At 55.3% G+C, this 25,313-nt stretch carries 22 protein-coding genes and 1 pseudogene; 9 read left to right on the top strand and 14 right to left on the bottom strand.

Features of this window, described 5'->3' with window-relative positions:
* Nucleotides 1–19: 19 nt before the first annotated feature.
* Both fmdA and thsA read right to left on the bottom strand, forming a co-directional pair.
* Entirely contained in the window at nt 20–1,276 is a 1,257-nt protein-coding gene (fmdA, locus tag BSG17_RS18065) for a formamidase (protein WP_089826615.1), read from the bottom strand.
* Between the two features lie 207 nt (nt 1,277–1,483).
* Nucleotides 1,484–3,166 carry a thermosome subunit alpha gene (gene thsA / locus BSG17_RS18070; protein WP_089826749.1) on the bottom strand — a complete coding sequence of 561 codons (1,683 nt, stop codon included), beginning with the start codon at nt 3,164–3,166 and terminating at the stop codon, nt 1,484–1,486.
* Between thsA and BSG17_RS18075 the strand changes: the two genes are divergently transcribed.
* From BSG17_RS18075 to BSG17_RS18085, 3 genes are all read left to right on the top strand, one after another.
* Nucleotides 3,165–3,899 (top strand): hypothetical protein, encoded by a 735-nt coding sequence (locus BSG17_RS18075; protein WP_139246689.1) that lies wholly within the window; start codon nt 3,165–3,167, stop codon nt 3,897–3,899. The two genes, thsA and BSG17_RS18075, sit on opposite strands and share 2 nt — an antisense overlap.
* A gap of 38 nt (nt 3,900–3,937) precedes the next feature.
* Nucleotides 3,938–4,513, top strand: coding sequence for a carboxymuconolactone decarboxylase family protein (locus BSG17_RS18080; RefSeq protein WP_089826619.1), 576 nt, complete (start codon nt 3,938–3,940; stop codon nt 4,511–4,513).
* A gap of 113 nt (nt 4,514–4,626) precedes the next feature.
* Complete coding sequence (locus tag BSG17_RS18085) at nt 4,627–5,151, top strand: AmiS/UreI family transporter (protein ID WP_211609198.1); 525 nt, start codon at nt 4,627–4,629, stop codon at nt 5,149–5,151.
* A 31-nt stretch (nt 5,152–5,182) separates the two neighbouring features.
* On the opposite strand, the gene BSG17_RS18090 is transcribed toward BSG17_RS18085, so the two are convergent.
* On the bottom strand, nt 5,183–5,596 hold the full coding sequence (locus BSG17_RS18090) for a TRAM domain-containing protein (protein ID WP_089826623.1): 414 nt from the start codon (nt 5,594–5,596) through the stop codon (nt 5,183–5,185).
* A 336-nt stretch (nt 5,597–5,932) separates the two neighbouring features.
* Between BSG17_RS18090 and BSG17_RS18095 the strand changes: the two genes are divergently transcribed.
* On the top strand, nt 5,933–6,130 hold the full coding sequence (locus BSG17_RS18095; protein ID WP_244531593.1) for a hypothetical protein: 198 nt from the start codon (nt 5,933–5,935) through the stop codon (nt 6,128–6,130).
* Nucleotides 6,131–6,298: 168 nt separating this feature from the next.
* Nucleotides 6,299–6,538, top strand: coding sequence for a hypothetical protein (locus BSG17_RS18100; protein WP_139246690.1), 240 nt, complete (start codon nt 6,299–6,301; stop codon nt 6,536–6,538).
* 970 nt (nt 6,539–7,508) lie between these two features.
* Here the strand turns inward: BSG17_RS18100 and BSG17_RS18105 are convergent.
* From BSG17_RS18105 to BSG17_RS27170, 3 genes are all read right to left on the bottom strand, one after another.
* Nucleotides 7,509–8,393: a type II CAAX endopeptidase family protein gene (locus BSG17_RS18105; RefSeq protein ID WP_089826629.1), complete on the bottom strand. Its 885-nt coding sequence runs from the start codon at nt 8,391–8,393 to the stop codon at nt 7,509–7,511.
* 79 nt (nt 8,394–8,472) lie between these two features.
* On the bottom strand, nt 8,473–10,113 hold the full coding sequence (locus tag BSG17_RS18110) for a potassium channel family protein (protein WP_089826631.1): 1,641 nt from the start codon (nt 10,111–10,113) through the stop codon (nt 8,473–8,475).
* Between the two features lie 74 nt (nt 10,114–10,187).
* A complete protein-coding gene (locus BSG17_RS27170) occupies nt 10,188–10,331 on the bottom strand; it encodes a hypothetical protein (RefSeq protein WP_170864862.1) in 144 nt (47 codons plus the stop codon).
* A gap of 1,608 nt (nt 10,332–11,939) precedes the next feature.
* Between BSG17_RS27170 and BSG17_RS18115 the strand changes: the two are divergent.
* Nucleotides 11,940–12,482: pseudogene (locus BSG17_RS18115) on the top strand (RNA-guided endonuclease InsQ/TnpB family protein); the annotation flags it as partial.
* Between the two features lie 11 nt (nt 12,483–12,493).
* Here the strand turns inward: BSG17_RS18115 and BSG17_RS18120 are convergent.
* The 3 genes from BSG17_RS18120 to gap form a co-directional block, all read right to left on the bottom strand.
* Nucleotides 12,494–13,375: a class 1 fructose-bisphosphatase gene (locus BSG17_RS18120; RefSeq protein WP_089826633.1), complete on the bottom strand. Its 882-nt coding sequence runs from the start codon at nt 13,373–13,375 to the stop codon at nt 12,494–12,496.
* The gene (locus tag BSG17_RS18125; RefSeq protein ID WP_089826635.1) at nt 13,375–14,202 is read right to left on the bottom strand and encodes a class I fructose-bisphosphate aldolase; all 828 of its coding nucleotides are present in this window, start codon (nt 14,200–14,202) and stop codon (nt 13,375–13,377) included. Before BSG17_RS18125 ends, BSG17_RS18120 begins: the two co-directional genes overlap by 1 nt.
* A 260-nt stretch (nt 14,203–14,462) precedes the next feature.
* Complete coding sequence (gene gap, locus BSG17_RS18130) at nt 14,463–15,515, bottom strand: type I glyceraldehyde-3-phosphate dehydrogenase (protein WP_089826638.1); 1,053 nt, start codon at nt 15,513–15,515, stop codon at nt 14,463–14,465.
* Between the two features lie 401 nt (nt 15,516–15,916).
* On the opposite strand from gap, the gene BSG17_RS18135 reads away from it, so the two are divergent.
* Nucleotides 15,917–17,047, top strand: a complete 1,131-nt coding sequence (locus BSG17_RS18135; protein WP_139246691.1) for a PfkB family carbohydrate kinase — start codon at nt 15,917–15,919, stop codon at nt 17,045–17,047.
* Nucleotides 17,048–17,107: 60 nt separating this feature from the next.
* On the opposite strand, the gene BSG17_RS18140 is transcribed toward BSG17_RS18135, so the two are convergent.
* The 5 genes from BSG17_RS18140 to BSG17_RS18160 form a co-directional block, all read right to left on the bottom strand.
* The gene (locus tag BSG17_RS18140; RefSeq protein ID WP_089826642.1) at nt 17,108–18,139 is read right to left on the bottom strand and encodes an NAD(P)-dependent alcohol dehydrogenase; all 1,032 of its coding nucleotides are present in this window, start codon (nt 18,137–18,139) and stop codon (nt 17,108–17,110) included.
* A 435-nt stretch (nt 18,140–18,574) separates the two neighbouring features.
* Nucleotides 18,575–19,723 (bottom strand): ABC transporter ATP-binding protein, encoded by a 1,149-nt coding sequence (locus BSG17_RS18145; protein WP_089826644.1) that lies wholly within the window; start codon nt 19,721–19,723, stop codon nt 18,575–18,577.
* 85 nt (nt 19,724–19,808) lie between these two features.
* Nucleotides 19,809–20,687: a carbohydrate ABC transporter permease gene (locus BSG17_RS18150; RefSeq protein WP_089826646.1), complete on the bottom strand. Its 879-nt coding sequence runs from the start codon at nt 20,685–20,687 to the stop codon at nt 19,809–19,811.
* Nucleotides 20,687–21,619 (bottom strand): carbohydrate ABC transporter permease, encoded by a 933-nt coding sequence (locus tag BSG17_RS18155; RefSeq protein ID WP_089826648.1) that lies wholly within the window; start codon nt 21,617–21,619, stop codon nt 20,687–20,689. Before BSG17_RS18155 ends, BSG17_RS18150 begins: the two co-directional genes overlap by 1 nt.
* Nucleotides 21,620–21,645: 26 nt before the next feature.
* Complete coding sequence (locus BSG17_RS18160; protein ID WP_089826650.1) at nt 21,646–23,064, bottom strand: substrate-binding domain-containing protein; 1,419 nt, start codon at nt 23,062–23,064, stop codon at nt 21,646–21,648.
* 133 nt (nt 23,065–23,197) lie between these two features.
* Here BSG17_RS18160 and BSG17_RS18165 point away from each other — a divergent pair, with 133 nt between their 5' ends.
* Together BSG17_RS18165 and BSG17_RS18170 are read left to right on the top strand one after the other, a co-directional pair.
* The gene (locus BSG17_RS18165) at nt 23,198–23,974 is read left to right on the top strand and encodes an SDR family NAD(P)-dependent oxidoreductase (protein WP_089826651.1); all 777 of its coding nucleotides are present in this window, start codon (nt 23,198–23,200) and stop codon (nt 23,972–23,974) included.
* Nucleotides 23,975–24,208: 234 nt separating this feature from the next.
* On the top strand, nt 24,209–25,240 hold the full coding sequence (locus tag BSG17_RS18170; protein WP_089826653.1) for an alcohol dehydrogenase catalytic domain-containing protein: 1,032 nt from the start codon (nt 24,209–24,211) through the stop codon (nt 25,238–25,240).
* Nucleotides 25,241–25,313 lie beyond the last annotated feature (73 nt).

The raw sequence follows: 25,313 nt of genomic DNA on the forward strand, positions 1-25,313 counted from the left end.
GGAAGTGGAGCTATGAGTGTTAGTCAGGCAGCGCAGCAGTACCACGGTCGACGCCACCCGCATTCTCGAGATTGTCTGGGTCGACATCGAAGTCGAAGACAGCCTGTGGGACGGAGACGGTCACACACGTATTTGGCAAGTCAACGACGCCCGCAAGTCGGCTCTCGACCGGGGCTGTGCTGAGGATGATGTACGCCTGTTCTTTCGTATACCCAAAGTTACTCAGGTAGTCAATGGCGTCGAGACAGGCACGACGCATCCCGATGTTGGCGTTCTTGTAGTGTTGCTCTCCATCTTCCGTAACAGAGTAGCCCTCGAAGGTGATGAACTCGGAGAACTGTGGTTCGACGTTTCCAGGTTTGAAGATTGCATGGTCGACACCAAACTTCTCCATTCCGTTTTTGATAACGTCGACCTGGAGGTCAAGCCAACCAGGCATCTCGATGGCTCCACAGAACGTGATCTCGCCGTCGCCCTGCGAGAAGTGCAGGTCGCCAGTAACAATCTTCCCGCCCTCGACAAAGACGGGAAGATAGACACGCGACCCCCGGCTAAGGTTCTTGATATCACAGTTCCCAGCATTCTCGCGTGGGGGGATTGTCCGGGCTGCCTTCTCTGCGGCTTCTTCGACAGCTTCGTCGTCCATGTCACCGAGAAGGACGTCGTTTGGTTCCGGTGGAAGCGCAAGGGGCGGTTCGTCCTCACCGGTCTCGTGGTTGACCGCCGTTTTGTCGTTGGGGCCGCGTTCGATGAGGGCACGCTCACGCTCGTTCCACTCCTCAAGGAGTTCATGCGAAGGAGACGTACCGAGAATGCCGGGGTGGGAGAGGCCGGCAAAGTGGACATCGGGGACGTGACGCGAGTGCGTGTAGACACCGTCGAATTCCCAGATTGCCTTCCGGGCATTTGGGAATTTGTCAGTGAGGAAGCCACCTCCGTTCTCTTGGTCGAAAATACCGGTGAATCCCCATTCAAGGTCGGGGAACGGACCGAGATCGAGAATGTCAACGACGAGCAAATCGCCGGGTTCAGCGCCTTCGACCTCGATCGGGCCACTGAGGTGGTGGTTCGGGTCAAGTTCCATGTCCCGAATGTCGTTGGCACTGTCGTCGTTAGAGACTTGGCCACCAGTCCAATCGAGGGTCTCAACACGGAATTTGTCACCCGGTTCAACAGATGCTGCCGCCGGCACGTCCGGGTGCCATCGGTTGACGATGGGATCTGGTTGCTCTTCCGGTGATGCGTCAACGTCGACCTCGAAAACAGTCTCAGGCATGATGCATGATAACAAGCATCCTGACTGATAAAAAATCTAGCTATTATTTTTCATTAAATTACTATTTGATAATTTGGGTGTCAAGAGACAGCTCACAAGAATCCACACAGTCATCGTAGCTTGCTTCACGGACTTCAGGTGGGTTTAGTTGCCGCACACAAATCGCCGCCTCGGGACGGATAGAGCAGAAAAGGACAGTCCAAACTCTTAGTGACCAATCGCCCAGGGGTACCCTTCAGTATGCTGAAGGCCAGTATGATCGTGGTCGTGGTCATGGTCATGTCCGTGGCTATTCGTCGTCTGCTCAGCGGCGATCACGTCGTCGACACGGAGAATCATTGTCGCTCCCTCAAGTGCATTCCTGATCGCGTACTGTTTCACTGCAAGCGGTTCAAGAACGTCCTTCGTTCGCATATCTGCGAGTGTGCCATTGGTAACGTCGACCCCCACTGTCATCTCACCCTGATGGTGGCGTGCACGAAGGTCAATGAGTGTATCAACCGGATCGCATCCAGCGCTGGCTGCGAGTGTCGCAGGAACCGTCTCCAGCGCGTCAGCAAACGCTTCGATAGCGAGTTGTTCTCGGGTCCCAACCTGGGAGGCATACGAATTGAGGTGGTATGCAAGTGAGAGTTCGATTGCACCACCGCCAGGGACAACGGCCTGTCCTTGGAGGGCAAGCTGGATGACAGCGATGCAGTCCTTGAGTACCCGCTTCGTTTCCTCAGCAACGTGTTCAGTACCACCTCGAAGCAGGAAAGACACATGTGCACCCGAGATCGCTGTCGAGATGATAACAAGTTCGGTCGAGCCGACAGTGCGCCGTTCAATATGTGGTGCCTGTCCAACTGTCGCCGGTGACAACGCATCAACCGAGCGTTCGAGCGCTGCATCAGTCACGTGGGCCAGTTTGTTAATCTCGTCTTGTCGTGTTCGTTCGATTGCGAGGATTCCCGCTCGAGCAAGCCGTGACCGAATCTCGTCGTCGATGCTCTTCTGACAGAACACGACGTCAACACCAAGGTCAGCGAGTTTCTGGACTGCTTCGATACGGACTGATTCCTCATACGACTGTAAGTCCCGAAGTTGGGATGGGTCACTGACCGTCGTGTTCGCCACAGCGTCAGCTTTCTCGATCGTGAGTTCGGCATCAAGGAGTGCGACGGTCGCCGACTCGTACGTATCGGGCAGGTGAGGCGCGAACACTTCGATCGATGTAGAAGAACTCCCAACATCGATACTGAGTCCATCGAGAAGAGTAGAATCACGGAGTGATCCGCCTGGCACTGATTGGAGAGTCATATTTCGGACATCGACGGCGTCTCCCCCGGCGATTTCGGAGAGTCCACGAACGGCTAATTCAGAGAGATACCGGGCGGATTCGTTGTCCCATTTCCCCGTCACCGCAGTTGCGCCGATTCGTCGCAACTCAGCTTCGTCTGTCGGATCAACATCAATTGTTTCGGCCTGGAGACGGTCGAGAGCCACCTCGCCAGCCTTCCGGTAGCCCTCAATGATTGTTGTGGGATGGACACCCATTTCAAGAAGATCCTCAGCTGCTTCGAGTAATGCACCCATGAGCGTGACTGCTGTGGTCGACCCATCACCGACAGCGTTATTCTGACTTTGGGCGGTCTCAACGAGCATCTTCGCCGTTGGATCAGTCACGTCCATTCGGTCGAGAATACTTGCGCCATCGTTTGTGACGATGACCGTACCGTTACTCCCAATAATCATCTTGTCCATGCCGTTTGGTCCAAGTGTCGTTCGAACCGTCTCTGCGAGCGATTTTGCCGCGGCAATGTTCGCTGCCTGCGCCGTCGCACCTTCAGTGCGGTCGACTTCGTGTGTAACCCACAGATTCGACCCGCGTTTGCGACGTTGTGTCATGTCATCTCGAATCAGTGCTCTCATACGGCATAAGTCATTGCATCAGAATAACAGGTCTGACGGGGATAAGGCTAAGGACGTCGACTCAGAAACCTCGCTATCCATGTCATCACCTCACTTACCAAACCTCGACGAGTGCGTAGAGATATATCTCAACGTCTGGGACGAGTTCAGGACTGAGTCATTCAGTATCAATGAGTTCGTAGTTGAACTGCAAAGCCGGAACCCTGACACAGACATCTTCGCCGATGGTGGTCCCCAACGACAATTTGACCTTCTCGTGGCCTACGGCCTCTTCGAAAAGGTGTCGAGCAACCGGTACCAGGTGCGATGTTCTCCCGATGAAACACAACTGGAATGGTGGCAACAACTTGAGACCCAAATCGAGACACTCCACAATGCAGTTCACCAGACCCAGCAAATAACCTCAGGCGAAAATACTCATCCACTCTTGACCTACCGCGGTGATAGATATGTCAGTCTTTATATTAATCAGCAAACCCAGCATACCGACATTAGTGAATCATTAGAAGAAATCGAAGAGTTTCACGATGGGATCGTCCTACGGTCACCAGCGATGATTGCAGACGACGTTCAAGATATCGCCGACTCGCTCTCTGCCGGGAAGTTGAATGCCGAAGAGGTATTTGAAAAAGTTAATTCGGAAGTGAAAGGCGCAGATAGTACTGACCTGGAGTTCCGGCTCTACATGAACCCACACCACAACAGCTGACAAAAGACTATAATGTCATACGGTACCATTGCTCGTCCATGCCATCGCGAATCGAACCACTATCACCGACCGACGTCGAAGATAACGAACTCAGACAACTGCTAGAGGAGACACAAGACGGCTGGTACCAAGAGACTGCATTCTTTGGGGCGATGGCGTACGTGCCAGATCTTTTGGAGCGAATTTATTCGCTTTTCGCTGTGTTTCCGGTTAACGAGCAGATCGACCTTGAGTTACTTGAGCTAATGCGGTTACGTATCGCTACGGTCCATGAATGTGCGTACTGTGCGACGGTTCGCACTGTCGCTGTCGAGGATACAATCGCAGAGAAAGAGGATGCAGTGATGCGCTCAGAGATAGACGAACAGCCGTTGACGACTCGGGAAGTTGCTGCAGTCCGTCTCGCTGATTCTCTTGCCGAAAATCCGCAACGATTGTCCGATACTGAGTTTACTGCACTGCAGGAACCATTTACCGAAGAGGAATTTATCGAGCTCTTGATATTTGCCAGTATCGAGGTCGGCTTCGACCGCTTCTGTATTGCACTCCGGCTCGATACAACAACCGAGAGCGACTACCCATCGGGACTTGAGTACCCCCACAACCCAGAGTGATAATTCTCCATATTAGCAATTGAAAAAGCATTGTAAATATAACAAAATTATAAATGTCGAAATCCCATGTGTGGTATTGTCAGCCATGTTGGCAAAACACCGGGTGGTGAGAGATGACGCTGTATAGCGTACTTGGAATGGGACTGCTATTCGTGGGGGGCGTCTTGATGGTCAATGGGCTGTGGTTACATGGGCATGGAGCGGACCGTGATGTTGCGGTGTTTAATCTCCTCGTCGGGGTGATTACATTCTTAATCGTGCTCTGGTGGGGCTTCGGTGGAGCGGCTTCAGAAGGAACGCCATTTAATGCAGCTGGAACAATGTTGTTCTCATTCACATATCTCTGGCTTGGTGTTAATGCACATCGGGGTATCGAAGATCAGCGTTCGTTTGGTTGGTACTGTGCATTTGTAGCCGTTGTTGCCCTTCCGACAGGCTATCTCGTCTTGCAAACTGGTGACCTGGGTCTAAGTCTTCTCTGGTGGATTTGGGCCGTGTTATGGGCCGCATTTTTTGTTCTTCTGGCATTGAACCGAGACGAATATACGGCACCAATTGCTTCATTCACAGGTATCGTTGGTGCCATCACTGCCATTGCTGGTTACCTGATGGCGGCCGGGTTCTGGCCTTGGGCCTAAACAACTACAAATCGACTCCATCACTAGGGCGCTACGACTCGGCGACGATCTCGGCGAAGGCCACGTTCTCGCGAACCGTCTGAATCTTCACGTCCACGACGTCGCCGGGGTGGCCACCGTCGACGATGACGACGTAGCCGCGCTCGACCTTCGCGATGCCGTCACCTTGCTCACCAAGCGTCTCGATTGTGACCTCCCGTACTTCGCCCTCCTCGACGGGCGGGCCCTGCTGCACCTGTGGTTCCGTGTCCGAGGAAGCGGCCGAAGACGAGTCTGACGACGACGCCGCGGCAGTATGCGTGAGCACGCCAACGCGATAGAACCCGCCGACGTCGAGTTCGCCGTGTGCAACTTCTTCGCGTGGAATCTCGATACGGTACGACCCCTTCCGTTCGGTCACAGACGCAGTACACAGACACTGCAGTGAGTCAGGAATTTCGACCATCGGCGTAGTGACCGTGCTTCGAGAGATCACTGTATAATGGTCTAGGTCGCTCGTATCGTAAACCATCACTCGAGCGGGCCATTCGCAGCTCATTAACCAACAGAGCCGAGTATGTTGATTAATCGGCACCGCGCCGACGGTCGAGCGCCCAGCCGTAAACGAGAGACCCGAAACCAACTGACGGCCCCACGAGAGCGACAGAGAACTCTGAAATGATTCTCAGGATGGTGTAGGCGTCCCAAACGCTGTCTCGACAGGTCACGCTGTTACACTAAACCCCAACAATCACCGTAGCAGCGGCGCAACGGACTCCTCATGCGGCATTCGCCGAACCGATTGACCCCAACACAACAAACAGCCTTCGAACAGATCGAACAGGCGGTTGCAACAGACGAGCCATTCACGCACGACACAGCGATCGACTGGATCACTGCCGGCGAAGTCGAGCACTCCGAGGCCGAAGCGCTTCTCGAACAGCTGCTGTTGAAAGGCTATCTCTACGAGACCGACGTCGGCCTCCGAATTACGAAGTGACAGCCGCAACGTATTCTCCACTCTGTCTGTTGCACGACTTTCCTGACAAGAATTGATTAGGTTTCTCTGTTCGTGCTGAACTCAGCGCGCAAGTCGGCCATTGGCTCGGATGATATATTCGCGGAGATTATCCAGAAAGTATTTGTCAACGTTCCATCTAAATTGCATATGAGTTCCAGCGGTCTTAGTAGATTTGCAGCAGGTCAGCGATTCGTTTCGGTCGGCCTTCGAGTAGCAGGAATCATCTTACTCGCCTTGCTCGTAGAGTTGTACATCGGAATGACACTCATCACCGTCCCGTTCCTCCTGCCAGAACAGGCTGCCCCTGTTCGCGATCTACTCATGTCATTCGTGCGTTTGACCGGTGTCTCCCTTGCAGTCGTTTACGGTATCGCCAATCTGCAGTGAATTTCGCGCAGATAATCGTGAGTCCTTCATAGAGCGCGCTATGAGACTACACCCGAGGTTGGGCCTGCTGAACTTACTCTCTAAGTTCAGCACGCAGATTCTGACAGCGTTCGGTGAGGTTTCTGTGGTCGTGCTGAATAGAGCGCGCATATCTTACAATGATTTTTTGTTGTGACCCAATAGATTGATTTACTGAGTATTCAATGTCGAAATGTGTCTGAGACCCTCCACCGCCAATTAAACGTCCTAATTGTAATCTGCTCGGCAATCCTCGGAATCGCTTTGACATATCTCTTCTTAAGCAGTCAGGTTGGATTCCTATTCTTCGTCTTTGCGGGAATCCCGGCGAGTATAATCTCGTTCTTCGCTTTCGTTTACGTTGGAAATTGAGCCAGTAATCACAGTCGCCGTAGTGAACGATACACCCTCTGTATGTGTCACGCCACTTCTGACAGCATCCGGAGAGTTTTCTGTGACCGTGCTGAACTCAGTGCGCGAATCGGTCACGGTCTCAACGCTCACACCGATGGAGACGAATCGCTCTGTGCAGGCGAACCACCTTTCGGTAGGTGTTTCAATTGACTCTCTTGATATCTGGTATGATTTCCCGTGAGAATCAGATAATGATTGGCTCTGCTGTGGTAGCCCTTGCTGCTCTTTTCGCCTTACGGGCATTCACGAACTTGGGATTGTTGTCGAGGTTTGTGATTATCATCGTCGCCATAGTCACCACACGATCCGCTCTCAGACGAGTGTATCTGTAAACAGGCGCTACTCAGCGGTTAGTTCAGCGTGGGTGAGATGGAATAAATGAATCCTCACTGACGAACACACCCTCTGTATGTCGCACACCACTACTGACAGCATTCGGTGAGGTTTCTGTGGTCGTGCTGAATAGAGAGCGCAAGTTGGTCAGCGGCGACTGACTCAATCAACACTTTCTGAGGATGGTAGAAGAGACAGTTGGCTATCAATCAGACGGGAGTGGCGGGAGAGAGACATCCGGCGAGTCCGTCATGGTTTTTCTTCCCCAGACGAGGACGACTGCGCTGGCAAGCACGAACCAGAGCGGATAGTAGATTAAATCCGGGACGACGATAATCTCGGCGGTGAAGTTCAGCCACCCGTGGAAGACGATAATGCCAAAGACGCTACGACCGGTGTTGTTGTAGAGCCACGTAACAACGGTCGAGGCGGCGAGGGCGCCGGTCATGAACAGCCAGAACCCTGTAGTCGCAAATCCGACCGAGTCGTGTTGATAGGTTCCTTCAATGAAAAACAGGGGGAGATGCCAGAGCGCCCAGACAGAACCCAGAATGAGGCTTGCCCCCAACGCGGACCACTTCAGTTGAAGACGGTCTAACGCGTACCCCCTCCATCCCAGCTCTTCTAAAATTGGGGGAAGCGTTGCAAAGAACAACGCCGGAAAGATGGCGAGAGGAGTGACACCGAACTGAGTCACCCCTTCTCCCCACATAGGCCCAGGTCCACCGAGGAGCAGGTCCACGACACCAGCGAGAACGCTGGCACCTAAGGGTACGAGTAGAATCACGACCAGCCAGCGGATTTCAATCCGTCGAGGGTCAGTAACGCGATTCCAGAAGTCGACTCGCCCACGTTCGTCATAGACGAGGTAGACGAACGCGACACCAGACACACCGGGGACGGCAAGGCCAGCGAGGAGCAACGCGAGTCCCACCGCACTATCGAAACTTACCCCAAGAACGATTGCTGCTAGCCAGAATGTCCACGTCCCCCCTACGGCGACGGCGAGGTACAGCCACCAACTTCCGACACCGGTGGAGACGCTCTCGATCCGTTCATTCGATTCAACGCGCGGAGTTGATGTATTCATAATTGTCGATATGACTACGTCAAACATAACCTACTCTGTTGGTTCTCAAGAACAGAGATTCACCGATGACCGGATGTGGTTATTCCGCACCGAATCGACGTTCGAACCGCGTAATGTTCTCGTCAGTCCCGGCGATCACTACCTCGTCGGTAGCCTCGAGCCGAAAACGTTCAGGGTCGAAGTCGGTGATCGACTCACCGTCTCTGACGATTGCCACGACCGTACATCCCGTGACTGTTCGAACCTCCTCATCCACCAGCGTTCTCCCTTCCAGACTGGGTGCCGGGAGACGCACCACGCTAACTTGCTTGTCGTACACTAGCAGATCCTCGTCTTCAAACACCGTTGAGGCCAACATGCGCCCGCTGACCGTCGCCAACGACTGTACGTAATCTGCTCCCGCCCGATACAGCTTCTGCACATCTTCCTCCTCATTTGCTCGCACGACGATTTGAAGATCGGAATTCAGATCCCGTGCGATCAGCGTGGCGAAGATCGCCGTCGTGTCGTCCTCGACCGCGAGAAGCAGAACTGAGGCTTCCTCGATTCCTGCCGCTTCTAGGACATCCGGATCACGGGCATCGCCAACTACGTCGGTATGTTCCTTCTCTTCAATGTCGAGGACGGTCAGTCGTGAACTGGTATTCATGAGTGCCTCGTAAGCCGCTTGCCCGGTGTCTCCATATCCGGCTATGATGATTTCCTGCGCGGAAAATTTGCTGACGGTGGCAGCCGTCGCATCTCGGAGCATATCCAACTGATCGGACTCGCCAGCCACGAGCAGCCGTGTTCCGGCGTCCAGTTCATCATTCGGATCGATTGGGGTTTTGAAATTCCCGTTGAACCAGACCCCGATCACGTTCGCCCCGAATCGCTCGCGCAGCTGTGCCTCGGCGAACGTTTTGTCACAGAGATCACTACCTTCCTCGACTGAGAGTTCAACTAACTCGAAGTCATCGCCGATTTCGACGCCTTCCTCAACAGTTGCTGTCACAGCGGTCGGGACTTCGCCTGCCAAGCTCTCACCTAACAGTTGACGCGGCGAGAGAACAGTGTCCGCTCCGGCCAACTGATGATACCGGGCTAATGCTGCATCTTCGATCAACGATATAATTCTCACATTGGGATTGATTTCGAGTGCCGAGAGAGCAATGCTCGCGTTCGTATCATCGGCGGCATCCGCCACAATGGCGATTGCCGAGGAGATCTGTGCATTTTCGAGCACGTCAGTAGATTCGGGATCGCCGTGGATGACGTTATATTCCGCCTCGTGGAGGCTGCTTGCGATGTCCGCATCCGGTTCGATGAGAACGTATTCGCGGTCACGCGCATCAAGTTCCTCAATCAAGACATCGGTGCGAGGCGTATGTCCGCAGATGATAATATGCCCATCAAGACCATGAACTGTTTCGGGAGCCATCGGAGAAAGCGCGTCACGAAGCCACGGAACCGCAAATACGTCTACAGCGGTGAGAATGAGTCCGATCCCTGCGAGTTGCATCACGATCGCCAGGAGGTTCATCTGCAAGGTTCGCCACGGTGCGTCTTCCCCATATCCGGTTGTGGTGAAGCTCTGGATGACGATTTCGAGGGAATGATATAGAGGCTGAGGACGATTCTCCCAGATGGCCATGCCGACGTTGTATACCACCGTGAAAACAAGAGTCGTCACGATGACCAATGCGAGATAGTAGACGGTTCGACGAGTGCGTAACGCCATATAGACGGGTACATTTCGCCGGTAAGTATTAACAAAGGGTCTGAAACCCCTATGCTAGATGGAGGCCGCGCACCCTATTGGAACCCTCGGCGAGCTTCACGACGCGCGCCAATCTCTGCATCACCCAGGAACTCCTCTTTCACTTGCTCAAAATAGTCCATGAGGTCGTCGGTGATCGTCGGGCGGATCTCCTCTATCGCTGTCCGGAAGTGACGCATCTCGACCCTCTCCGCCTCGGAATCCTCGCGGAGTACTGCTATCGCCGTCCGAAGGGCGTCCCCTCGAAAGCGTCGTTCACAGTGAAGACGATTAACGGCAAACGACTACGAGTACTGGCAGTGGCGAGAGGACGACAGTATCAAATCGAAGTATCATGGTCCAGCTGACGACGAGTGAGCCTGGAGCGTCGATTCCTCGATGGCTCATTCGAACCCTCAGGACGGGGGGATTGCCAGAAACCGAGAAGCTCACCACACACCATGTTGCCGTTGTAAATCCAGCGCTTACAGGGTCTAGAGGGAAGTACGCGACAGTACTATAATCGGGCCATATTCTCAACACGGGTGTAGAACACCGTTTAGTTCGGCTAAACCACGGTGAGAACCACTTGCCGCCGAGCTTGGTTGGGGAGAGAGTCAGCTCGAGCAGCCGGTGACGGCGGACACCCCACCGTGTCCGCATAATCTTCCTCGCGAAAATGGAGGTCACACATGGCTGTTTCTCCTCATTATCGATGTGGAAGCACACAAGTAACGAGGTAACTAATTATCCAAGTAGATATATTAAATAGCACTATCAGTACACGAGATTACAAATACGTGCTCAACTTGGAATCTGTTGTTCTCTTCTAATCCCGAACTTTGAGCGCTCTGAACCACTATCCCTCACGCTAGAAAAATGAAAGGGTTCAATCATGCTGGTCACGCAGCCAGGGCAAGAAATTTGTGTTATTCATATAATATACGTGGAATCAAAATCTTCCCAAGATACTGGATCAATCCCTCTACCATAATCTTTCTTATTCTATCCAATTGTTCTAAATAACGACACCAAATAGGGTCATCGGTTCAGGTCTCTGAATGACATTTCTAATAGAGGAAATTGGATATTCACGCTACTCTATTGTTGATTCAACTACTTCGATTTAGTTATATAAGAATCCTGATTGAACGTCGGTCGAATTGCTAGTTGATATTCCAGGGGGACAGTTAGTATAAGTCAGTTCGTGGAAAGAGGAAGACCGGCGCTAAACGACTCCTCGTTAGTAAATAGCTGGAGTAGTTTCCTGGGGGTTATGGAGATCAACCTTACCAGTTGCTACTCAGTCAGCCATCAGTTCACAGATTTTTTAGAGTGGCGCGGGTGCCGACCCGGTGACTCACAGGGAAACGTAGGGCTGGTTACGAGACAGTGGGTCGACACACCACTTACTTCACGGTCACTGCTGACCCGGACGACACACACTGTTCTTGTAACAGTGTGACATTCGGTAGCTAGAAACACAGGATTATCAATCTATGTGTGAAATCAACATTGGACACATGAATTCTAAACGATACTATCTCAGAGCACCGCAGTAGTGTCCAATTCCGAGTTGCGCTGGAGAACCGCCAGATTTCAGCGTAGCGACTCCACGATATCGGTTGCAATCGAAGCAGCAGAATATTCCGAGTGCGTCCTCAACAACCCCCATGCAACGGAATTCATCAACCAGATAAGCGCCGTATCCACTCCTTCTCAATCTTACTTATAACGAGATAAGAATTCGATGAGCTACAACATTGCCGGATAGGTAAACTCGTCTTCCTAAAAGCCTCAGGCGCACGCTCGTCGCAGTCGAAGACTTGAACGTCGCCGGGATGATGCAGTTCAACAAAAACTCGCGTAACCGAGCATCCGCCGCATGGAGTACTTTTCTTCGGATGCTCGAATACAAATGCGAGCGAGAAGGAACACACTTCATCTCGGTTGACCCACGGAATACGACCAAAGAGTGCGCCGCATGTGGAGTGAAAAGCGACAAGCCGTTGTGGGTACGCGAACACTCCTGTCCCTCGTGTGGCTTCACGGCAGATCGAGATTGGAACGCGGCGTGGAACATTCTTTCTCGCGGTATCAAGCAGTTAGGAGCGGGACGCTCCGAATCAACGTCCCCAGAAATCAAAGATTTCTGGTGTGCGAACGAATCGCGTCGCGATTCGTTAACGCCTGTGGAGACTGCGCTCCCTACAAGAACCACTTCGGTTCCTGCAAAGCGCGTCGTAGAAGCAGGAAGCCCCATCACCAGAAGTCAGAGACTGCTGGTTAGCAGTCAGAACTCTTTGAGTTCTGACGACACCCTCAAGCGCGAGCCGTCAGGCGAACGGTAGGGTGGGGTAGTTCACTGAATTTCTTCCTCCATGTCCTCAATCAGAGCGACAGTACCGACGTGGACCGGCACGCGTTGGTGCAGGTCGGTCGGTTCGACGTTGAGCAACGACTTCGTGCCATCGGAGGAAGACCCGCCAGCCGTCTCGATGATGAAGCCGATAGGGTATCCCTCGAACTGGAGGCGAAGCTTCCCGTTTGGCGCGGACTGAAGCGCCGGGTAGGCGAAGATACCGCCGTAAGTGAGCACCTGATTGATGTCACCGATCATCGCCCCGCCGTAGCGCAGTTTCATGCTCTCGTCTGCCTCGATATCGTCAACGTACCCCGCGAAGTCCGTCGGCCAGTCGGGGACGCGACCGCCGAAGCCGTAGACCGAGGGGTCGTCGGGGAGGCGTACGTCTTCTTCGAGCACTTCTCGCCTCCCGTCGTCGACGAGATACTCCGTGACGCCGTTAGCGTCAGCAGCCATCATCGTCGTGATGGGGCCGAACAGCACGTACGCTGCGGCGACAAGGTCCGCGCCCGCAGCAGGGAGCGGAGCGTCGTAGACGGCGACAATGGTCCCCATCGTGTTGTTGGACTTCAGGTTCGAAGAGCCATCGAGGGGGTCGATGGCGACCGAGAGCCCTGATTCTCCATCGTCGTCTGTCGGAACGACCTTTGTCCGTTCCTCGCTGGCGTACCCGACCACCGCATCGAGCGCCCCGAGTTCCTCGAGGAACAACTCGTCGGCGTAGGCGTCGGCCGCGAGCTGTGTCTCACCGCTCGGATTTGTCTCGTCGTTCTGCGTACGCCGACCCGGAAGCGCCTCTCGGACGTCGGGAGCGAGTGCAGCGACCGTGTCGAATATCTCAGTGACTGCATCAGTGTGGGAATCCACGTGCGTCGACATCAATCAGAGGTGGTGTCAGCACGACTCTCCGCCGAAGACATAACTCCGAGCGCCTCGTCAGCCGTCTTGTCCTCGAAGATGACCTGTTCAAGACCGTCGAGCAGTTCTGTCGGGTTCTCTCGCTGGAAGACGTTGCGGCCGACCGCGAGGCCCGAGGCACCGGCGCTCATCGCCGTCTCGACGGTTTCGAGGAACTCCCGATCGCTGGTCTTCGACCCGCCGGACATGACGATCTTCGTGTTGCCGGCGACGTCGCAAGCCCACTGCATCGCGTCGGCGGAGCCCGGATACTTGATCTTCGTGATGTCGGCACCGAGTTCGAGTCCGAGGCGGGAAGCGTAGGCGATGGTACTCGCGCTGGTGTCGTTCTTCAGGCCCTGCCCACGTGGGTAGGACCACATGACGACGCCCATGTCGTGGTCGCGGGCGGCCTCCTGTGCGTCGCGGAACTCCTCGGCCATCTCGACTTCGTTGTTCGACCCACCGTAGTGCGTAAATCCGATTGCCTCCGCACCGAGGTCGGCCGCATTCTCGACGGACCAGTTCACGGCGGAATCTGGCTCACCCATCCACATGTTGGAGGTCCCGTTCAACTTCGCGAGAAGCGTGACGTCGTCCTCGTAGGACGGATAGTACGCTTCCGCAAGACCCTTCCCGACGGCGAAGGCGGTGACAGCGTCGTGGGTCGCGACGTCGAACACCGTCTCGGGGTCCGCCGACGCTGGGACGTCTTCGAAGTCGATTGGACCATGCTCCAGCCCGTGGTCGTACGCGAGGATCAGTGCCTTGTCACTGCGTGTAACTGCAGAGTCTGCTCCAGATATCATCGACTAATTCCATTCACACCTTGTACTTAGACTTTGGTGATTGGTGAGATATTCACCATTCAGTAGAGAGATTCTACCGTATTCTCGGGTCCCACGATAGCCGACAGACAAGCCTGTCCATCTCTATCTTCAAACCCGGTTCCGACGCTGGCAAAGGGGGGTTCACACCACCTGTTATGTTGACAAGAGGACAATCCTTCTCCGCGAGACAAGCCGCTGTGGTCGCTACCGATATTGGACACCAGTATTCGGCGACATTCCTAGGCAGTAATGTAGGCGGCCATGTCGAGCATGCGGTTCGAGAAGCCGTACTCGTTGTCGTACCACGTGAGGATCTTGGCCATCTCGCCGTCGTTGACGACGTTCGTCGAGTTGAGGTCGACCGTCGAGGAGAATGGCCACCCGACGATGTCCGAGGAGACGACCTCGTCGTCGGTGTAACCGAGGACGCCGGCGAGTTCGTTGTCGGCGGCCTCACGGAACGCTTCGTTGATCTTCTCTGCACTCGGGTTACCCTCGAGGTCGACGACGAGCTCCGTGATCGAACCGTTCGGGACCGGTACACGAATTGCCATCCCGTCGAGTTTGTCATCCAGCTGTGGCAGAATCTCGGTGGCGGCCTGTGCGGCGCCCGTCGACGTGGGGACGATGTTCTCAGCGGCGGCGCGGCCACGGCGGGTCTTGCCCTGCGGGCCGTCGATGAGACTCTGACTACCCGTGTAGGCGTGGACTGTCGTGAGCAGGCCACTATTGATGCCGAAGTTCTCGTCGAGCACTTTCGCGACCGGCGTCACACTGTTGGTCGTACAGGAAGCATTGGAGACGACATCCTCGTCGTCGTACTTGTCGTGATTGACACCGTAAACCAACTGTTTGACGGGCTTGTCACCCTTCGGCGGCGCCGAGATGACCACCTTGTCTGCTCCCCCTTCGAGGTGCTCGCTCGCGCCGTCCAGCGTCCGGAAGATGCCCGTACACTCCAGGGCGACGTCGACGTCCAGCTCGTCCCACGGCAGTTCGGCGGGACTCTGCTCGTTGTACAGCGGCACCGACGTCCCACCGATGGTGAGGTGGTCGTCTTTGAGTTCCACGCCATCATGGCGACCCATGACGGTGTCGTATTTCGCGAGGTACGTCATGTCCTCGACGTCCATCACGTCATTGATGCCGACGAGGTCGATACGCGGGTCTTCCAGTACGGCACGGAACACGTTGCGGCCGATGCGGCCGAAACCGTTCAGCCCAACACGAATCGTATCTTCGTTGGCCATGTCAGTGGCTGAATCCAAGTAGGAACTATCGTTCGAGTTCATCCATTTCAAATCGGGGTACAATCACTATTAAATCTCCTTGTGTGCGCCCAATATGGCCGTACCTATCCGATACACCCCTTTGGAAAGCACACCTACGGAGACGACAGAAACCCCTACTGACTGATAGCTCCCTGTACAGGCCTACTGGGTTGGTCCCTAATTTTTTATACACCCACCATAGTATCTCCATTCATGAGTCTGCTAGCAGAATCGCGGGTACCGACGGTTATCGAACCGATCGGATACACTCCGCAGGGTATACTGCAGTATCCAACCGAGACCGAGATGCTCGTACAGTCCACTGAATATCAATTTACGACATCAGTGAAACACCGTGCCAGAGATGCTGCCACAGGAGTGCTGTGGGAACAAGCGCAGGCAGACAATGGAATGTGAGACCGATGACACCAACTAACTATCCAGATTCCCAGACGCGTGACGCGGTAGTTTCGTGCCAGAAGCACCTTCCGTCCAACCCGAGCGGTGGGGACGTAGTGTTCGGCTTTGATGGCTACATTGATAATGTCCGACAGGCCGGGACGAACGCTGGTGCATCGGACAACGAGCGCATCACGACACTGGACGAGTTCGGTGAGGAGATTGTAACATCGGCAGCTGCAGGGAGCTCGCTGTCAATCTCGTGGGAACGTTGTGGACAGCGAACTGGTGGACACGTCAGCCACTTATCTCGTGTGTACCAGAACCTGGGGTTCGATCCGACAATCGTTGGGATGTGCGGAGACCCGGTTCTCGACCTCTTCGAACAAGAGTTCGGAGAGTGCACAATACATTCGCTGGGAGACCCGGGAGTCACCGACGCCATTGAATTTGATGATGGAAAGTTCATGTTGATGGATAGTGGTGGTGCTGCAACACTGGACTGGGAAACGCTCCAATCACACGTCGGAATCGACACACTAGTCGACGAGCTTGACGGGGCAAAGCTGCTTGGAATCGGCTACTGGGCGATGATTCCTGAGCTCGCGACCATCTTAGATCAGCTGCGAGAGACGGTGTTCCCGAAGCTAACAGATCCACCGCAGCACGTCCTGCTCGATCCAGCGAATATCCGAGAAATCGACCGTGAAATGCTGGAGTCAATTGTCGCGGCGACACGCCGACTCAGGGACGTTGTCGAGGTGACCGTCTCGGCGAACCGCTACGAAACCAAAGAGCTCGCGACTGTACTCGGAGATCAGACCGGCGATGACCTCGAAGCCGACGCTCGCGTCGCATTCGATGCACTGGATGTCGACCGGTTTGTCGGGCATAGCGCGACCGAGTCAGTGGTGGTAAGCGATAACGACATGACGAGTGTGAGCGTCGCTCCAGTCGAATCTCCGGAGTTGACCACCAGCGCTGGGGACCACTTCAACGCGGGGGTCTCCCTCGGTCTCGTCGAAGGGCTGCCCGAGGACGCTGCTGTTGTCTTAGGCAATGCGCTTGCTCGCGTGTTCGTCCAGACGGGTGAGACACCGTCGTACGACGACATCGCAGAAGCCGTGACTACCTACGACACGCAGTTCGAGTAGTACTCCGAATCGATTCTGTTATGTTGAAATCGATATTTTCCCTTGTTGCTAATCGCAATTTCACGAATCCAGGGTGACCATTCCTTTGATGACGTTCGGGTCCATCGCTCGCTGGAAAGCGTCGTCGATGTCTTCGAGCGAAGATTCGAACTGGATGATCCCTTCAACGTCGACGATGTCATCAGCCAAGAGATCGATCGCTGCCGGGTAGGTGTTCTTGTATCGGAACGATCCGAGGACATCGAGTTCGTTGTCGATGATCTCAAGCACATCGAAGGGGACTGTCGCCTCACTTGCGAGCCCGACGAGGACGACGGTACCTCCCCGGCAGACGACGTCGAGTGTGCTCTGGATGGACGGAACTGCACCGGACGCCTCAACGGCCACGTCGACACCGACGCCGTCGGTATAGTCATCGACAGTTGCCTCCAAATCGTCCTCCGCGACATTGACTACGAGGTCGGCCCCTCGCTCGCGAGCGAATGTGAGCTTCTCGTCGACAACGTCCGTCACGATGATATCGGTCGCACCGGCCGCTCGAGCGGTCTCCATTACCAGTAGTCCGATTGGACCTGCACCAGTCACGAGTACGGTGTCACCCGTTTCAACATCTCCACGGTGACAGGCGTGGATACCAACGGAGAGCGGTTCACAGAGTGCTCCCTCTGTGGTCGAGACGTTCTCAGGCAGTTTGTAGGCGAAATCGGCCGGCCAGGAGACGTACTCGGTGAAGGCACCGTCGTGGGGTGGTGTCGCCATAAACCGAACGTCCTCACAAAGGTGGTAGTCGCCCTGCTTGCAGTGGCTACATCGACGACACGGAACACCTGGCTCGAGGGCGACGCGATCACCCGGTTCGAGTTCGGTGACGTTATCACCGACATCGACAACCTCTCCCGCACTCTCGTGGCCGAGGACGAGTGGGTTTTCGACGATGTAATCTCCGATACGACCGTGTTCGTAATAGTGAACGTCGGAACCACAGATTCCAACGTCTCGAACGGCGACGAGGACGTCGTCTGGACCTGGCGACGGTTGAGGACGATCTTGGAATTCAAACTGTAGAGGTTCGACTAACACTGCGGTTCGCATGCACAACGATACATAATACAGGCACTAATAGCTGTGGCATGCTATGACGCAGTCATCACTCTCCGATACTCCCATCCTCGGGAGACCACGCCGGATAGTACCAGTTGACTGTGTCTGTGCCTTCTTGCGGATGGGTCTTCAAGCAGGGCGAGCCGTTGACTTGGTTCAGGAGCGTACAGTTCGTGGCCTGTTCTTGCATGACAACGTTCTGTGAACAGAAGCCGACGTGGAGACTGGCAGTGAATGCGATAGAACCGATCAGATAGATCTCAGAGACACACAGTTGTAATCAATAGTCTCTCATAGATTAGCCTCAGTTACACGGGTCGCCAGCCGCTAGTGAAGGCGAAGTGTGAGTACCTTCCACCTGTGAACAGCTACGACGGTGAACAGTGAGAAGACGACTATCGACGCCCAATTGAAACTGCTGGTGGCTTACCTCGGTTCATTTAATGTGACTTCCGTATCTGAATCGAGTTTGCGCTGGTGAATTGTCTCCCCCGAAATCGCATCGAACAGATGGACATCTTCTTTGGGTATTTTGACGTTGATATGCTCTCCCTCGGTGATCGGTTGTTTGCCATCCGCCTCTACGACGAACGTCTTATCGCTCTCCTGCGTTCGCGGGCGGAGATAGACGTAGGAGATGCTTCCCATTGGCTCGACGACGTCAACCACTGCCTCGAACTCGTAGTTGACATTGGCACGCTCGTGGAGCGTGATGTCCTCCGGTCTGATCCCAAGTACGATTTCGTTTTGGTTCTCAACTGATGACTGCATCTGGCCGGTGAGGTCGAAATCGAATCCATCGGCTTGGAGCGTTCCGCCCTCGAGATGGCCCTCGAAAAAGTTCATCGACGGCGATCCGATGAACCCGGCGACGAACTGGTTCGCCGGACGGTAGAAACACTCCAGCGGCGTACCCACCTGCTGAAGTTCGCCGTAGTTGAGCACGACGAGACGGTCGCCCATCGTCATCGCCTCCGTCTGGTCGTGGGTGACGTACAGCGTCGTCACGTCGAGGTCGTTCTGGAGACGATTGATCTCGGTGCGCATCGTCGTTCGGAGTTTCGCGTCGAGGTTCGACAACGGCTCGTCCATCAGGAACACGTTCGGGTCACGAACGATGGCTCGGCCCAGCGCGACGCGCTGTTGCTGGCCCCCGGAGAGCTCTCCGGGTTTGTTGTCCAGCAGATTGCCGATTCCCATCATCTCGGCGGCGGACGTGACCTGCTCCTCGATTTCCTCCTTCGAGAGGTCCGTCGACATCTTCAATCCAAACGACATGTTCTCCTGGACAGTCATGTTCGGGTAGAGCGCGTAGTTCTGGAACACCATCGCGATGTCCCGTGCACGCGGGCCGAACTGATTGACAAGCGCGTCACCGATGTAGATATCTCCTTCCGACTGTGTTTCGAGTCCCGCGACGGTCCGCATGAGCGTCGACTTACCGCTCCCTGATGGACCGACGAAGACGACGAACTCGCCATCTTTGATTTCGAGGGAGATGTCGTCGACTGCGACGACTGAATTGCCACTGTCCCCGAACCGTTTCGTAACGTCATCTATCGTGATGCTGGCCATTAGTGTACCTCCGTAGTGCGGTTGTCCGATTTCCACCGTATAGGTGCATTTTGCGAGCAGTGCGTGTCGTCGATACGAAGCTGTGTCATTCTTTGATCACCACGCCGAAGCTGAGGCCGGCAGCGAGGTATTTGTTCACCGCGATCAGGAAGATGATGACGGGAACGATCATCGCCGTCGAGGCGGCCGCGAGCATCCCCCACTCGATAGAGCGGGAACCGATGAACGAGTAGACGTACAGCGTCACCGGTACCGCCTTGAAGCTCGTCAACACGAGTCCGAAGAGAAGCTCGATCCAGGCGAAGATGAAGCTGATAATCGCGACCGAAATGATTCCGGGTTTGGCCGCAGGAAGGACGACCTTGCGGAATCCCTGGAACCGGGTCGCGCCGTCAACGCGGGCCGCCTCCTCGAGCGTCTCTGGGATGCCGTCGAAGAACGCTTTCATCACCCACACCACGAGTGAGAGGTTGATACTGATGTACATGAGCACCATCCCGATTCGCGTATCGAATAGGTTCAACTTCTGGAAGATGACGAAAAACGGGATGACGACGGCGATGGGCGGGAGCATCCGTGAGGAGAGAATCCACACGAGCACGTCCCGTTCCATCGGGATGTCGTACCGTGAGAGGACGTATGCGGCAGGGACACCAATGAGCAGGACGAGTATCACGGACACACCAACCATGATGACGCTGTTGGCGAAGGCCGCGATGAAATCCCCGTTCTGGAGGAGCTGGATGTAGTTGTACACCGTCGGCAGGAAGATCCAATCCGGCGGAAGCGAGTTCGCCTCTCCTGGTGGCTTCAGCGACATCGACGCGAGCCAGTACAGGGGGAACAACACGACGAACGACCACAGTAGCAAGACGGCGTGACGACCGATTTTGACAAACGTCTCGCGGGTGTCTTTGTCGAGTCGCTGTGAACCAGTCGTGGATTCGAGGTCCTGGGCCGCCATCAGTCCCACACCCCCTCGAAGCCGACTTTCGCGATGACAATGTTCGCGATCGCGATAACGAAGATGAGGTAGACGACCGCGATTGCAGTGGCTACCCCGGGCGAATTATTAATGAACATCTGTTCGTAGACGTTGATACTCACCAATTGAGTTGCCGTCCCCGGACCACCCTGGGTTAGCCCGTAGACGACTCCGAACGTCCGGAACAGGTCAATCATCCGAATAAGGGTGGCGACAAACACCACTGGCTTCATGTACGGAATGATGACGTGGATGTACCGCCGCCACAGCGGCGCACCGTCGACGCGTGACGCCTCAACGAGGGTGTCGGGCACCGACGAGAGGCCAGCGTAGAAAATGATGAACATGAATGGCGTCCAGTTCCACGTATCCAGCAGAATCACCGTCAGCAACGGGAGGTCGGAGAGGAACGCTGGGGCTGCGAACGGCGTCGCCGTGTTGATGAGATACGGGATGATGCCGACCTCGCTGTTCAGCATGATTCTGCCGATGGTCGCGAGCGAAACAGGTGCGACTGCCATCGGGATAATGAACAGCACCCGGTAGAACGACTTCGCTCGTGAGGATTCGACACCGGCGACGAATGCGGCGAGGACGAACCCGAGGACGCTTTCGAGGAACAAGGCACTGACGACGACGGTGACCGTGATGACGAACGAGTGGAACGCCCCACCGCGAGTGAACGCCGTCTCGAAGTTGCTCAGACCGACGAACTCGGCCTCGAAGATGTTCAAAGTCGGTTCTGCAATCAGGCTGAGATAGAGGTCGTACGCACCGGGGAAGAAGGTGATCATCATCATCACCAGCACCATCGGTGCCATGAACCAGTACGGGAGGTAGTCGTTCCACAGGTCCCGTAGTCTAGCTAGACTGTGTGTATCAGTCGTTTCTGTCTGCGTTGGTGTGCTCATGAGTGTATGTAGATGCTAGCTCGATATCAGCCACTGTAGATGTCTTCTGCGACCTTCGCGGCTTGCTTCATCGCGGCCTCAGCAGGTTTCTGCCCGGCGATAGCCCGTTGCAGTTCCTCGGAGTACCGCTGCCCCCATTCGGGGTATTTGCGGTCGAACGGGTCCGGCGCTGCTTCCTTCAGTGATTCGAGCGAAACCTGTGCGTAGTCCTCACCAACTTTCGAGCGGTACTCATCGTTCTCCCAGACTGACTGTCGCACGGAGAACACACCGCTGCTCTCCAGATGCATCCAGGTGTCGGTCGGTTGGGACGTCGCCCACATCATGAACAGGAACGCTTGCTCGGAGTTCTTGGCGTTTTTCGACGTCGAAATCTGCCACGTGAACGCGTTCGGGTTCAATTCACCGCCTTCAGGCTTGGGCACCTTTGCGATCTGGACGGTATCGGCAACGCTGGACTCGTCGTTAGTCAGGCCGCCCCAGAACATGTTGGCGTCGGCGACGATGTGGCCAGTCCGACCTTCCTGCATCGTCGCTTGGACATCGGACCACGTCTGCGTGGATGCACCTTCCGGACCGTAGTCCTGAAGCAGGCTGGTGTACCACTCTGCTGCTTCGATGACGCCCTGGGAGTCGAGTCCGGAGTCGTTCGGGAAGTCGGTCCAGAGCTTGGTTCCTTTCTGACGGAGTAATGTGTTCAGGATGTAGATGTTCATCCCGTAGCCCTTCTGGCCACGACCGGCCGTGCCGACGATGTCGGACTCGTTCTCGTGGATGGTCTTGGCGTTCTCGCGGAACTGTTTCCACGTTTCCGCAACCTCGAGTCCATGTTTGTCGTAGAGGTCCTGTAGGTAGAACTGGGTCTGGACCTCGATTGTGATCGGCATGCCAGTCCATTTGTCGCTGTAGCCGCCACCATGGCACTGCCACTTTGACGCCTCGAAGAGGTCGTCGGGCTTGTACCAGCCCTCGTCGTACAAGCTGCTATCGTTGAAGTACTTATCGAGAGGCTGGAGCCACCCTTCGTGGCGGAACTGGTTGACGACCTGATCCATGAAGAAGACGTCGAACTGCCCTGCACCGGTACTGACGTCGGTCTGACGCTTGGTCCGGAACTGCTGTTCAGGCAGGATGTTCCAAACGACGTCGATTCCGGTGAGTTCCTCGAAAACCGGGATGGCGGGTTTGATTGCCGACACCCACGGATGCTGGACAGCACCGATGTTGATCTTATCTCCTTCGAACTGTTTCCAGTCGATGTTCGCGTCTTGGTACTTGCTAAGTGGAATGGCAAGGTCTCCGGAGGATCCGCCACCGCTACTGTTGGACGAACCTCCATCTCCGCCTGCACCCCCACGCGTACATCCCGCAAGGCTGCCCAGAACACCTAAACTCGTTGCTCCTGCCGCTTTTAGAAACTGCCGTCTATCGTGGTCGCTGGTCATGTGTGCTTACCGTATACACACCACTAGAATGATGATATTTAATTCTTTCTCCGGCTACGGGCCAACCGACACCGATACTCGGTCGTGACCGGGCACATGTATTTAACTGTCCCAAGGAAAACCAGTTAGTGCAATGGATTGCAACCTCACAGGTAAGACTGCACTAATCAGTGGATCAGGGAGAGGAATGGGACGAGCGTCCGCCGAAGAACTGGCTCGAAACGGTGCCGATGTCGTCATCAACGACATCGACGAGGCAGTGGCCGAAAAGACCGCAGCGGACATTCGAGACCTTGGTGTCGAGGCAATTGGCGTTCCCGCGGATGTAAGTGACGAGGCAGAAGTAGCTGCAATGGTCGAAACGGCGACGGATGAACTCGGTTCAGTCGACATCCTCGTCAACAACGCCGGCGTGGGCGACGCAGGACCGTTCCTAGACGAAGGGTACGACGGGACCTTCGAACTGAATCTGGACGTGCATCTACATGGAGCGCTGAACTGCACCCGCGAAGTGGTCGATGGAATGGTTGAGCAGGGATACGGGAAGATAATTAACTTCACCTCGATTCACACGAAGAACGGCGTCGGGATGTCACCCGCGTACGACGTTGCAAAGTACAGTCTCTTGGGGTTGACAAAGAGCCTCGCGCTTGAACTCGGACGAGAAGGAATTCGTGTCAATGCGGTCGCTCCCGGGTGGGCCAATACTAGACTGACCGAGGGATTCAGTGACGCGGTCACCGAGCAGATCCTCAACAACAATCCATTAGGGCGGTTCGCTGAACCCGAAGAAATCGCCGACGCGGTCACTTTCCTGGCCGCCCCGGCGAGCGACTACGTCAACGGTCACGAACTCCGCATAGACGGCGGACAGGTCCCAATCGACAGCTGGCGATTGGACAGTCGATAGGCACCGTCGTTAGCAGTTCAGTCAGATGGTGCCAATGTTTATATACAATGTTTGGCTGTGTTTGATTGGAGCTACACCGTGTGAATGACTCGGCCTCGACTTTGGGAAGGGCCACGTTCTTCCCTGCCGACGTTGAGATTCCCGAGTTTACGACGAAACTAGAGCAATGACACAGATGCACAAAATCGACACTCGAACCGAGAAACCAGCAAGCACCTATTCGTGGAGACACCAATGCGCGTAGCGTCCCTGACAGACATCGGTGAGATGGAGGTAGAGGAGCGAGAACGACCGGAACCGGAACCAAGCGAGGTAGTGGTACGCGTCGGTGCGTGCGGCGTCTGCTCGACCGACCTTCACATGTACCACGGTTCTTTCGCTGTCGACTTTCCGGTGGTGCTCGGGCACGAAAGCGCTGGAACCGTCACCGAACTCGGTGACGACGTCTCTGAACTAGAGCCCGGCGACCGCGTTGCTGTGAATCCCGCGGTGCCGTGTGGTGCCTGCTCGTACTGCAAGCGAGGCGAAACCAATCTCTGTGACAACGCGACCGCGATCGGTGGCGCTGGCGACCGTATCATCGATGGGTCATTCGCCGAGTATGTCCGGGTGCCTGCCTCCAACGTTGAGAAGGTTGGCGATTTACCGTTCCATCACGCAGCGCTCGCCGAGCCACTTGGCTGCTGTATCCACGCTGCCGACCGAAGCGGAGTCGGTCAAGGCGACAGCGTCGCGCTGGTCGGGGCCGGACCGATTGGACTCTTGATGCTGCAGACGCTCCGGAACCGCGGTGCAAGTCCAATCGCGGTGTCGGAGCTTGATCCTAAGCGCCGCGAACTCGCCGCCGAGATGGGTGCCGACCTCGTCGTTGACCCCGAAGCTGGCGATCCCGTCGAAACCATTCGGGAAGAAATAGGCGAAGTCGACGCTGGCATCGAAGTCGTCGGACTCGTCCCTACGATTCAACAAGCCTACGATGTGACCGCCAAAGGGGGTAATACCCTTATTGTGGGCGTCCCGAAACAAGAGGCGACAATGGAGATCAGTCCCTTCGAGCTCTACTACAATGATCTTGACATCAGGGGAACCTTTGCCCTCACGCAAGACTCGTTCGAACGGGCAGTGTCACTACTCCGGCAGGGTCGTATCGACGCCGCTCCACTCGTAACAGAGGAAATCGGCCTCAAAGACATCCCGACTGCGTTCGAACGAATGGAAAACAACGAAGGACTGAAGAAAGTCGTCATCCCCAGCGACAACGAATAACGGCTTCGACCGGTCTTTTTTGCTGCCAGTTCCGAATCCATCCACGGGAGTGATAGCGACGGAGTCCGTGCGA

This window comes from Halogranum amylolyticum, from assembly GCF_900110465.1.
Lineage (GTDB): Archaea > Halobacteriota > Halobacteria > Halobacteriales > Haloferacaceae > Halogranum > Halogranum amylolyticum.